At 42.1% G+C, this 11,980-nt stretch carries 11 protein-coding genes; 9 read left to right on the top strand and 2 right to left on the bottom strand.

The annotated features are described in order from the left end of the window. Positions 1–11: 11 nt before the first annotated feature. The 6 genes from AB4512_RS11290 (at position 12) to AB4512_RS11315 (ending at position 7,350) form a co-directional block, all read left to right on the top strand. Positions 12–188, top strand: a complete 177-nt coding sequence (locus tag AB4512_RS11290) for a hypothetical protein (protein ID WP_372174926.1) — start codon at positions 12–14, stop codon at positions 186–188. A gap of 206 nt (positions 189–394) precedes the next feature. After that, positions 395–2,092, top strand: a complete 1,698-nt coding sequence (locus AB4512_RS11295) for an ATP-dependent endonuclease (RefSeq protein ID WP_372174919.1) — start codon at positions 395–397, stop codon at positions 2,090–2,092. Next, complete coding sequence (locus AB4512_RS11300) at positions 2,089–3,465, top strand: UvrD-helicase domain-containing protein (protein WP_372174920.1); 1,377 nt, start codon at positions 2,089–2,091, stop codon at positions 3,463–3,465. The genes AB4512_RS11295 and AB4512_RS11300 overlap by 4 nt, the downstream gene beginning before the upstream one ends. 309 nt (positions 3,466–3,774) lie before the next feature. Next, positions 3,775–4,764, top strand: a complete 990-nt coding sequence (locus AB4512_RS11305) for a hypothetical protein (RefSeq protein ID WP_372174921.1) — start codon at positions 3,775–3,777, stop codon at positions 4,762–4,764. A 219-nt stretch (positions 4,765–4,983) separates the two neighbouring features. After that, positions 4,984–5,856 carry an alpha/beta fold hydrolase gene (locus AB4512_RS11310; protein ID WP_372174922.1) on the top strand — a complete coding sequence of 291 codons (873 nt, stop codon included), beginning with the start codon at positions 4,984–4,986 and terminating at the stop codon, positions 5,854–5,856. 567 nt (positions 5,857–6,423) lie between these two features. Continuing rightward, entirely contained in the window at positions 6,424–7,350 is a 927-nt protein-coding gene (locus AB4512_RS11315; protein WP_372136592.1) for a hypothetical protein, read from the top strand. A gap of 115 nt (positions 7,351–7,465) precedes the next feature. Here AB4512_RS11315 and AB4512_RS11320 read toward each other — a convergent pair whose 3' ends face one another. Beyond that, positions 7,466–8,974: a DUF3360 domain-containing protein gene (locus tag AB4512_RS11320; protein ID WP_017065456.1), complete on the bottom strand. Its 1,509-nt coding sequence runs from the start codon at positions 8,972–8,974 to the stop codon at positions 7,466–7,468. 317 nt (positions 8,975–9,291) lie between these two features. Here AB4512_RS11320 and AB4512_RS11325 point away from each other — a divergent pair, with 317 nt between their 5' ends. The 3 genes from AB4512_RS11325 to AB4512_RS11335 all read left to right on the top strand — a co-directional run bounded on the left by AB4512_RS11325 (position 9,292) and on the right by AB4512_RS11335 (position 10,970). After that, the gene (locus AB4512_RS11325; protein WP_017059071.1) at positions 9,292–9,630 is read left to right on the top strand and encodes a hypothetical protein; all 339 of its coding nucleotides are present in this window, start codon (positions 9,292–9,294) and stop codon (positions 9,628–9,630) included. Positions 9,631–9,713: 83 nt separating this feature from the next. Further along, positions 9,714–10,586 carry a patatin-like phospholipase family protein gene (locus AB4512_RS11330; RefSeq protein WP_017070388.1) on the top strand — a complete coding sequence of 291 codons (873 nt, stop codon included), beginning with the start codon at positions 9,714–9,716 and terminating at the stop codon, positions 10,584–10,586. Positions 10,587–10,601: 15 nt separating this feature from the next. Further along, positions 10,602–10,970, top strand: a complete 369-nt coding sequence (locus tag AB4512_RS11335) for a hypothetical protein (protein ID WP_372174923.1) — start codon at positions 10,602–10,604, stop codon at positions 10,968–10,970. Between the two features lie 167 nt (positions 10,971–11,137). On the opposite strand, the gene AB4512_RS11340 is transcribed toward AB4512_RS11335, so the two are convergent. Then, on the bottom strand, positions 11,138–11,818 hold the full coding sequence (locus tag AB4512_RS11340; RefSeq protein WP_017065459.1) for a haloacid dehalogenase type II: 681 nt from the start codon (positions 11,816–11,818) through the stop codon (positions 11,138–11,140). Positions 11,819–11,980 lie beyond the last annotated feature (162 nt).

Consider the following 11,980-nt stretch of genomic DNA (forward strand, 5'->3'; position numbering starts at 1 on the left):
TATGTTTGTTAGTGCATATTAGATATAGCTTAGGTTTTCAAAAAATCAAGGTAGCTTCGAGAGGACTAGCAATCGCACTTAGCCTACACTCTGTAGAGCGCACACTTGAAGATGCAGACATCGCTGGTTCAGTAGATGCTATCGTAGCTTCAATCTCAGAGAAATTTGGCGCAGCACTTCGCGATTAATCTCTTCTGATAGATAGAAAACCAAAGGCCTCGCATTGCGAGGCCTTTTTGTTTGGTAAGGAATCGGGTGTTATCTCAGTATTGGATAATTCAGAGTTACGAACCATCACCTTTGGGTACAAACAAGTATTAGATCAATACAGCAACCACATGAATTGTAGTACATTAGTGGCATATGCGCTTATATGCTTTCTAGGGAAATTATTATGTATATCAAAAAGGTAACGATCAACAGCTACAGGAGCTTCCGCTTTTTCGAAGCACAGCTTCAAAAGCTAACTGTTGTTATTGGTGAAAACGATACTGGTAAGACGAACTTTTTCACCGCCCTTGCGTTACCGTTGAGTGGCAACCAAATAGACTTCAATCAGAAGCGTTTGAGTGTTTCTGATATCAACAAAGATTCAGTGATTGAATTCTTTAATTCAATCATCAATGAAGATACTGAAGAAAATCAGCTGATAAAGATCCCTAAAGTATCAGTAACCGTAGAGTTCGCAGATCCGAAAGATGCTTATGAAACCGCTCTATTAGCTAAATGGATTGTTGCTGATGGCGATGAAGAAAAATACAAAATCAGGTATGATTTTAAGCCTAAAGACGACAGTGACTTGCTTGAGGTCGTGAAGAAGTCGCTCGTTGGTAAGACTTTAGATGATATTAATTGGTTTACTCTACCCGTTGAGCTATATGACTACCAAATCGTATCTGTGAACAACGAAAAGCCTATCGCATACAGTGACTTAAAACACGTCAGTGTTCATAGTATCAATGCCGAGCGAGATGACTTTTCAGAAAGCAGTTCAATGAAGTCCAATAGCATTTTCACCAAGCTGCTTATGAACACTCTCAACGATGACGACAAAGGTCAGATCAATACAGCCTATTCTGAGTTCTTTAGTGCTATAGAAAAGACTGAAACATTCGACAAAGTCATTGGAATCAATGACGATTTTGAGAATTACGACAGCATTATCAAGCAGCTTGAATGCACTCCTAACCTGCCTAACTTGAAGAACATCTTATCGAACATCACTTTGAAATACGGTAATGAATTTCTGTACCAAAAGGGCTTGGGACAACGAAATCTTATCTACATACTCATCCTGTTTGCTTACTACAAGTCATGTGGTGATACATTCAACTTGTGCTGTATAGAAGAACCAGAAGCACACTTGAGCGTTAACAATCTTCGTTTAGTAAGAGACTTCATTGAGAAAAGCTCAAGCAACAGCGGCTCGCTTGTACAAACTATCATTTCGACCCATAACCCATCGATCATCAACAAGCTGAAGATCTCTAATGTGCTGGCGTTTACTGGCGAGAAAGCAATTAGTCTGTCTGATACTCCAACTAAGTTAGTTGACTACCTAAGAAAGAGACCTAACTTCGACATCCTAAAGTTGCTGTTTGCGAACAAAGTCATTCTCGTAGAGGGGCCGACTGAAGAAATGCTGATCAGCACTTACTTGTCTAAGCAACCAGCCCTAAACGACATTGATATTATTCCAATTGGTCAACGAGGCTACACCACTTTCTTAGATATATGGCTTAACTTGAACAAAGATAACCAGAACAAGAAAATTGGTGTTGTCCGTGATTATGACAATTCAGATGCAGCTAAAGCCAAACATAATGCTTATGACACAGCGCATGCGAATGTCACTGTAAGAACAACAACAAATTACACACTCGAGATTGATTTAGTAGAAGCAGAAGACAACCTAGCTCTGCTGAATGGTTTATTCGAAATGGAAGGCGACCTCGAAGTAGTGTCCAAGCACATGATTAATGGTAAGACAGCGAGAATGCTTGATGTATGTGATGCGATGGTTGATGAAGAGAACCCACTGGATATTAAGTTACCGGCTCACATCGCTGAGGTTATTGGTGCGGTATCATGATAGAAGTACAGATTGCTGGTGCAGGTGCTGGAAAAACTTATGGCTTAGCAAAGACTTTGATAGATCACATCGAAGCTTGTACTAGTCACAAAAAGACATTTGCACTGACATACACCAACACTGCAATAGCGAAGATAGAGCAAGAGATAATCAAACAACATGGCTTTATTCCGTCGAATCTCTGTATACAGACAGTACATAGCTTTTTGTTGAACGAAATCATCTATCCGTTCTCGTCATTCACTCTCGGTGATGTTTATAACGATGCATCAATAACGATGCTACCGAGTAATGTTAGATTCAAAAACTGGCACTTAAAGCGATTAAAAGATAAAAACATCATTCATGCAGAGAGCGTATACAACATCGCCAAACAAGTTGTTGATGAAACCGTCAGCAAGCACAGCAACAGAGCGAAGAAAGCAAAAGTCCGCAGACTATTAGCTATTCTAGGAAGTTGCTTTGACAAGATATTCATCGACGAAGTTCAAGACTTAGACAAAGATGCACTCCGCTTTTTCGAAGTTCTAGGCTGCAACGATATTGATGTATACATGATCGGAGATCCAAAACAAGCAATCAAGTTTCCCCAAGATCTTGATGCTTTTGTTCGAAAAGTAGCCCCAAAAGAATACGCGACCATACTACCGATCAACAATCAAACCAGACGAGTACCCACTGAAATACTAGTGGTCTCAAACAACTTCTGTTATGAAGATCAGCAACAAGAGTCACTATCAGAAATGGTTGGTGAACTCATGTACATTGAATCGACTGACGGACGATATGACGAGCTAATAACTAACTACTTAGATGCAAAACAACTTGTTTGTATCGACAAAAAGAATGGTCGCTATACAACTTCGTCTAAACACAAATACGCATTCCCAAGAGAGATCGAGGAAATGATTCGTGATTCTAACCACAAGAAAGACAAAGCTTTGTTTGTCAAAGCAGCTTTTTCTGACTTTATGGACGATGTCGCCGAAGTCGGTGCAAGAATTGCTATTAATAGGCTGAAAGCCAGTCATGGCTTGACACTTAAAGATCAGCATTACGCTCAACTGTATGAGCTGTGCAATTCTTGTTCGGGAAATGACGTTCAATTCAAAGTTCAAAGTATCGAATCTATTAAGGGATTGGATGCTGATGTTTGTGTCGTCATAGTCAGCTCTAATACCCTGAAATACTTGACCCAAAATGGTATTAGTGAAGCGAGTCGATTTAATAAAGAATGGAAAAAAGTTTATGTCGCTCTTACTCGTGCTAAGAAGAGGCTAGTGTTGGCTTTAGATCACGAGTTACTCGCTAAAGAAGATATGGCGGCTGTTAGGGACTCGATAGGTGAATTGGGTTTTGTTAACCATAACTAGTATTCATTTATCTACCAATGCTGACGGTGTCCAATAGCAGGTAGAGTCAACTAAGTATGTCAGATTTGTCGTTCTTATGTAAAACCTTCGACGCAGTTTGTAACTTACTCGCGGCAATTTCGTATTACAGCGCTAGTTCAGCAAGGGGATGGACATTTTTGATTTACAAAAGCTTCTAGATAAAAACACATCCAGTGATTTTTTAAACAAGCTCTCATCAATCATTATATCGCTGAAGAGCACTACACATAGAAATACTAGGCACAAGAATAACAACCTATCTTACGTTAAAGGTTAAAGTTAGATTAAATGAAAGAACTATTTGTATTGAAGTATCCTGTTTTATGCTTTTTTGCTTGGTTAATATTTACTGTGGGAGGTTTCGTATATTCGGTTGGTTGGAATGAACAGTTTGCTTTGTCATGGCTTGGTATTGGAGGGGCTGTTCTTGCTGCTGTTATCACGGCATTGGTTGCTTTTAATGGTATTGAAATTGACAGGGTCAAAAAAGAGAGAGTCACACAATACAAATCGTATGTTCTCCTTTTAAGCCAATTGAAATCCAGACTGATGTTTCTCCACAAGCATTTTGACGACTTTTCTAAGTGCTACATTATGGATACTGCAGGCAGAACAAGCCATTTACCAATGGTTATGCTCAGGGATGAATACACGCCTCTAGATTTAAAGGAGTTGATGTTTCTTAATGTTCATGCCAGTAAAGATAAAAGCTATGCAGGTGGGAACCCTGTGGACTACGATTATCTAAACATCTCAGCGTTGAAAGAATTAGACGATAATTTCTTAAACCTCATTGAAGCTTTGCGTGAGTTGAACTCTAGAAAAAATGACGAGAATGTAGCCGTTTCGGAAAAATTAGGAAGTAAAAAGCCTAGAGTAATATCAATGAACGAATTCAGAGAGTGTGTACCTTATGTAGACTATACCAAAACTCTTCTAATTGGTGAGCATGTTTTATGGCTTTACTATGAGCTATTAAAGCACCATGAATATGCTTATGAAGATTTAAGGAATAGGGCTGAGGACGTATTTGATGAGCATATAATTGAAGAGTATGGTAATGCACACAATTTTATTCCTGTCTCAGTACACGTAGATACTAATTCGGAATTTATTCATCTAACACCCGAAGAAGTAAATAAGTTACATGAAGGAGATGACTACCCGAAACTAAATGTCAATTCACCACTATTTGTAGCTAGTTTTAATTATGTTGGCGTTAAGGCCGAAAAACTCTTTCTGCAACCTAATAACTTTACCAGTATTTATCTAACCTGATTGCATACATGCTGAAATTAATCCTATATGACGACATCAACCTTTGATGGCTGCGAATAACCTAGCAAAGTTGGGGAGCAGAAATTATCTGGTCACCATCGAAGAAGAGGTCTTGATCTAAATCTCTATTGACCTGTCTACAACTTCACACTTTATAGTGACTATATTGATTGAGAGGGGCACTTTCTGTGTTCCCTTTAAAGTAAGTAGAGAGACACTATGAAACGTTTAATTCTAAACATCACACTCTTGGTATTCATGGCGCTTGGTAGCATGAATGCCATGGCTCATTATTCAATGGTTAAGTACGGTATTGCGATATCTCACGATGGTGAGCAAATTGCGTATGGCAAAAGTGGGAGTGGGGATACAGCGTTAATCTTCATTCACGGTTGGAGTTTAGACAGTAGGCTGTGGCAAAACCAAGTGAGTGAGTTTTCAAAGCAGCACCAAGTGATCACTATGGACTTAGCCGGGCACGGCAACTCATCGTTCAACCGCGAAGAGTACACCATGGTTGCATTCGCTGAAGACATCAAAGCGGTAATTGAGAAAGAACAACTCGAATCCGTCATCTTAGTTGGTCATTCTATGGCTGGCGGCGTAATTGCAGAAGCCGCAAAACTGATGCCGAAAAGAGTGAAGGGCATTATTGGTGTCGACACATCGCAAAACGTTGCACTAGCTGTATCACAAAGCGACCTAGACGTAATGACCAAACCGTTTGAAGCAGACTTCCAAGCGGGCATTACTGCGTTCGTGAAAGACTCGCTACCAAAAGGCGTAGACACGGATTTACTTTACTGGGTAACGCAAGACATGGCATCAGCACCGCCAGCTATCGCGATAAACCAGTTCCGCCATTATCTAGGCCAATACGTAACAGGCGAAGCACACCGCGTCTATGAGAACGTGAACGTGCCAGTAATATTAGTGAACGCTCGCCTATGGCCAACAGACTCAGAAGCGAATAAGAAACACATCAAAGATTACAGCATGTACTACATTGAAGACTCAGGCCACTTCCCAATGCTTGAGCAACCAAAGCAGTTCAACGCAACGTTGATGAAAGCGGTTAAGTCAGTGAAGTAGGGCTGTTGCACGTGAGAATAGGCTGATAATCCCCTCCTAACCTCCCCTTGGTTTACATCTCCAATCTCTTGTTGGCAACGATAAAGGGGAGGAACTGAATACCGATCGTGACAAGTGCTGCTATATGTTCAGCGACAAAGAATGTTCTCCCCCTCATTCCTATATCTCAAGAGATCGGGTCACTCCATTCGAGGGGGAGCTAGAGGGGGAGGCTTTGGTCTACTAGGACCATTCACACGATGTTGATTAAAGCGGTGAAGTAGGGCGCTGTATTGTTAAAAAATAGTAGTTAATCGTTGATAGAAAAAACTAAGGCCTCGCGATTGCGGGGCTTTTTTGTAGTTGGAGGTTTTGCTAGCGACATTCATTCCCAATTTGCGAGTAATGTTCGCACCTGTCACTCGTTTATGGTCCTTAAACGAGTACCTCATAGTTATATAAATTATTTATCAATCATTATTTAGATATGCAATCGTAATCACACTTATTTGTAGGGGCTGGCCTAATCTAATAGATGCTTACTATTGATAATAATAACTTTAATTATGTAATTTAGGACGTCCTGCTATGGCTAAGAAAATAATATTCATTCATGGTCGCGCTCAAAAGCCCGATAAAGCTCCCCTTCAAGCACTCTGGTACGAGGCTATAGAACATGGTTTGCAGCGAGATTGTGGAGACTCAAGCTCATTACAAGCTTTTAAAGATGTCGATAAACGGTTTGTCTATTACGGTGAGCTATCAAACACATTGTTAGACAAACCAACGGAAGACCCTGCAAGTCGTCAGCAAGCGTTGTCTGAACTCAAAAAGTACAAGACAAGCCAGTTCAATAAAACAACGTATAACAAGGTATCTAAAATTGGTTTTCTGAAAGAGGCGTTAGCAGATACTTTTTCATCGCTTTTTGGAAAGCTGGGTGTGGCTGAGACACTCATAACAAAGGTCGCGCCGGATATGGCGCATTATTGGTATGAAGATACCTATTTCGGTAGCGATGTCAGGCATAGGCTAATGGTTGAACTGAAGGAAGCGCTTGATAATCAGGATGATGTGATGATTGTGTCGCACAGTCTTGGGTCGATGATCAGTTATGACGTGTTGTGGAAGCTGTCTCATTACGGAGAGTATAGACACGACTATGGTGCGGACAAGAAGGTCAACTTATTGCTTACGCTCGGGTCACCGTTAGGAGATGAAAACGTAAAAGATAGGCTAAAAGGGAGCCGCTTGAAAGATGAGAAGAAGTACCCGTTAAACATTCAGCAATGGATAAACATATCGGCAGAAGATGATTTTATCTCTCATGACAGCAAAATTAAAAATGACTTCAAGGATATGCTCAAACTGGATCTAATACCCGGTGGAATGAAAGATATCCACCCGATTTATAACCTCAATATTCGCAACGGGAAAAGCAATCCACATGCTTCCATCGGTTATCTCATTAATCCTAAATTCATCAAAGTACTGGATGAATGGCTCTCGAGTTGATGTGGTTTACCATCACCAATTACTTCGGTGCTCGTTCATTGAAACTTAGATAAAACAAGGCCTCGCGATTGCGAGGCCTTTTAGTGTTTCGACCAAAAATCGATATTAATCGATATTAACGAAAACTCGGGATAATCGCTGGTATGCCCGGTAGAAGGCCAACCAGCGCCATTACACCACTTAGCACAATAAACATAATGCCAGGCAATACCCAGCGGCTCATTTTACTCAGTTCACTACTACGTTCTTTACAACCGACTAAGCCTAAGTTATCTAACAGCATGGTGAGAGCCCAGCCAAATGCAGGGTTAACGAGCGCTGAAGAGAACACAACAATCGCTGCCGACTGTGTGGTTTTTCCTTCACGCGTCATTTCCATTCCAGCTTCTAGCAATGGCACAAATACCCCAACAATCAGCGCCACACACAGTACAGGTTGCCAGATAGCTAAATCCATCGGGTAACCCCAAACTGCGGCGATGATACAGAACAGAGCTGTGAGCAGCGCGCCAGCAGGAATAGGGCGTTTAGCTATCGCCGCTGGTACGATGTAAGTACCCCATGAAGATGTAAAGTTAGTACCGCCAAGCAGAGAACCGAACGTTTGACGAATTGATGCCGTGGTCATGGTGTCGTCGATGTTCATGTGTACTTTTTCGGTACGTTCTGGGTAGCTGATCTTTTGGAATACTTGATGTCCTAAGAAATCTGGCGACCACATCGCCACGGCTAGAATCGCAAACGGCAATACCACCATGAAGTGTTCAATCGTCGGTAGGCCTAGCATCCAACCCGTATCTTCTCCCCACCAATACATAGGGTTCATGTTAGGCAAGCCTGGCTCAGTGTGGAAAGCAAATGGCGCTCCCATGGCAAATGCGATCGTACCACCCAACAAGCAGCTAAGAGGTACTGCTAACCAACGTTTGCGGAAGTGTTCCAGTAGCGCGTACAAGATAATGGTGCAAAAGATCACCACAAACGCGATGTGGCTCATACCGATTCCTTCAGCCCAAGCGAAAAGCTTTTTCACTTGAGAGGCGGTTCCAACAAAGCCGAGGTAGAGCAATAAGCCGCCACACACGCCTTTACTGGTGAGGTTGGCCAACATGCTGCCACCTTTACTGATGGCTAAGATGAGGCCAAAAGCGCCAATCAACAGGCCAAACGCCATCGGGTGTCCACCTGCTGCAACCACAATCGGAATCAAAGGGATAAGTGGGCCGTGGGTCCCTGCGAGGTTTGCAGTCGGCAATAAAAAGCCAGAGAAAATAATAATGAAAACAGAGGCGATGAGCAGTTCATAACGAACGTTTTCTAGAATGAAGTCTTCATTTAATCCGAGAGCCCCAGCAAAGGTGGCTGCAATCGCGCCCACCATAACCACTTTACCAATGGTCGCCGCCATCGCTGGGATGGTGTCTTCTATCTCAAATCGATAATCTTTAAACGGCAAATTTGGACGCCAGCGCTTAGGCGACATGATTTGCAATTCGTGTTCTAGATACTGTTCTCGGGATTCAAACTCTGAGCTTGGTTTATGTTGTTGTTCATAGGTGAGTTCATCCTCATTGGCTTGAGGCTTCTCTGTTTGTATATGTGCGGACTCTAAAGTAGTGCTCATTTTGATTCCTTTCGTTCACACTCTTAGGTGTGTTATTCCAACAAACGTTGTTGACTCACGGTATGAAGTGCAAACAATGCGTCAACTTATAATTAAAAACCCATTAACATTTAGTTGTTAGTACCTTATACCAAACCAAAAAAAACAAATAGACTCAGTCGGTTAGACATTAGTCGTAGAGTCGGACGACTAGTATTAGACCCTGTAGATAGTATGTGTCTGGTTATTTGTAGTCCCTTAATTTCTCCCACGTTCTGCACTTGATAGTGATAGAATCTCCGCATTAGAGTTATCGAGAAACTAGGTATTTATAAACAATGTTTATCCATCACGTAAACGGCATCGACTGGCTGGTAATTACAGCCTTTGAAGAACTGAAAACTATGTTTATCGAAGATGCAGGCCCAATCCCAGCTTGCTTTTCTACCGCCAGCGAGTTGAGCCTGATTGATCAAGCCAAACGCAGTTATGGATTTTTGCCTAAACTCCGCGGTGTGATCACCGATACCGGCACTTTTCAAAGTAGAGATATTGAAGAAGATTTGAACCCACAGCTTGCGTGTATCGTTGAAGGGCGTGGTCGGGTTTTTATCTATCACGGCGACTACGTGGCTTTTGTCGATGACGAGCAAACCTTCATTACCCGTATGGACTGAGAGTGATTCAGTGAGTTGAGATCGGCGAATTGGTAAATCGGCGAGTTAGCCCACCTAGAATTTAAAACTAAAGGATTAATATGATGGCAAAAACGATCTCATTGGTACTTGGCAGTGGTGGCGCAAGAGGCTTGGTTCACGTTGGAGTCATCCGCTGGTTAATTGAGCATGGCTATCAGATAAAATCCATTTCTGGCTGTTCAATTGGCGCACTTATCGGTGGTGTCTACGCTGCGGGCAAGTTGGATGAATTTGAAGAGTGGGTCACCAGTATCGACCAAGGTGATATGGCGATGTTGTTGGACTTTTCATGGCAGTCGAGTGGTATGTTCAAAGGGGACAAGATCATCGACACTCTGCGTGGACTGATCGGCGAGATTTCAATTGAAGATCTGCCCATCCCTTATACCGCAGTTGCCGCTAACGTCGCCGATGAAAAAGAGGTTTGGCTGCAATCAGGTTCTCTGTTTGATGCCATTCGCGCCTCTATCTCTTTGCCACTGTTCTTGACCCCTCACGTTATCAATGGAGAAGTGCTGATTGATGGCGGCGTTCTTAATCCCGTACCGATTGCGCCTACCTTTGGTGATAATACAGACTTTACACTGGCTGTGAATTTAGGTGGTGAACCTGAAATGGTTAAACAGGAAGTGATACCGGTTTCCCTGCCAACAAAAGAGAGCAACCTGCATGAGAAGGTTGTGCATTTTATCGATAACCTCGGTAGCAGTGTAAAAAGCAAAATGAGCTTCAACTTTGCTTTTTACGATATTGCCAACCAAGCATTTGATGCGATGCAATCGACCATTGCTCGCCAAAAGTTGGCCGCTTACCCCGCCGATATCACGCTTGAGATCCCACGCAATGCTTGTGGCACCCTAGAGTTTGATCGCTCACAAGAGATGATCGACAGAGGCTACCACTTAGCACAGGCTAAACTGGGCAATCGACTTTAATGTATTTGCTGCTGAATGAGGGTAACTATGGAAACTGAACTCAAACTATCTGAACTCAAAGAATTGGTCACAACAAAAGATGTCATCGTGCTCACCAGCATAGAAGAGCCTGCGGTATCTTGGCTGATAGAGTGCTATCAAGAGAACGCTGATATCCAGATTATCGAGAACGCACACCAACTAGATACTGAAGCGATTTTGCGGCAATGCAGAAGCAGCCTTAACGAAAGTAAAAAGGTCATCCTTACAGCGCAGTTTCGTAGTCAACTGCCTATCATCAATATCGCTTCACTGTGTAATGAGCAGCGCAAATCATTGATCAATATTGAGCTATCAGGCTGGGATGAAGACAAACGCGTTCCTCATTCTTACAGTAGTTTCTAGCTTATATTTGTTGCTAGGTAACTGCAGTTTTTAGGTAACCGACAGCGTCTCTATAACCAGAGCAGTTCAACACAAGGTTGATCAAAGCGGTTAAGTCAGTGTCCGGAATTTGTTGACCACTACAGGGTGGTTGTATCGAATCAGGAGTAGAAAAGTCTCTTGAGATTTTACTTGTCTAAATTGTGCTTAATTATTTGTTCCACCACACCATTCATCGTCCTTGAGCTAATCTCCGGTTTCAAATACAAGGAATGATACTCAACTCCTGTTCGGTCTATATAGGCTGCTTGTAAGCCAGCGGATAGCGCACCATGAGTGTCCCAATCATGAGTAGCGACAAGACGAAGGTTTTCGACAGGCTCTTTTAAAGTTTCGGCTGCAAAGTTATACACATCTGAATTGGGTTTGAAACTGCCTGTTTCTTCAACGGAAATGACGGTGTCGAAATAATCTTCTAAGCCTGAGTTCTTGATTTGAGAAGTGATGAGATCGAGGGATGAGTTGGAAAAAGCGACGGTTTTAAACCCGTTCTCGCGCAATTTGAGCAAAGACGCTTTGATATCTGTGTGCGGTGGTAGATTGGCAAAAGAAGTTAACAAGGCACCTTTGCTTTCCGCCGTTAAATCACACTTGTACCGTTGTGCAATAGCGTTGAGCGCTGCATTCGCTAATTCAGAAAAAGTAGATTTTACGTTTGTTGCGATGCAAACCGTTGAAGAGTGTAAAAGCTTTGAAAACCAAAGTGATAATGCATCCTCCTTTCCAAACACCGCTTTAAATTTAGGCTGTAATGACTCCAAATTTAAAACCGTTTCGTTTATATCAAACAGTATCACTTCTTTTTTCATGTGAAGAACCCAGATTTAATTGAATTTCATGCTTACATAATCTGCTCTGACGATACGGTTTTCAACCTCGATTTAAGTAACTTGAGCTTTGCTCTCTAATTTGAAAAGGGGGCTGGAATACGTCAGCGACAACCCTTCAACTCAAATCTGGCGTTGCTTCAT

It is taken from the genome of Vibrio sp. 10N.222.52.B7 (assembly GCF_041474275.1).
Classification (GTDB): Bacteria; Pseudomonadota; Gammaproteobacteria; order Enterobacterales; family Vibrionaceae; genus Vibrio; species Vibrio crassostreae_C.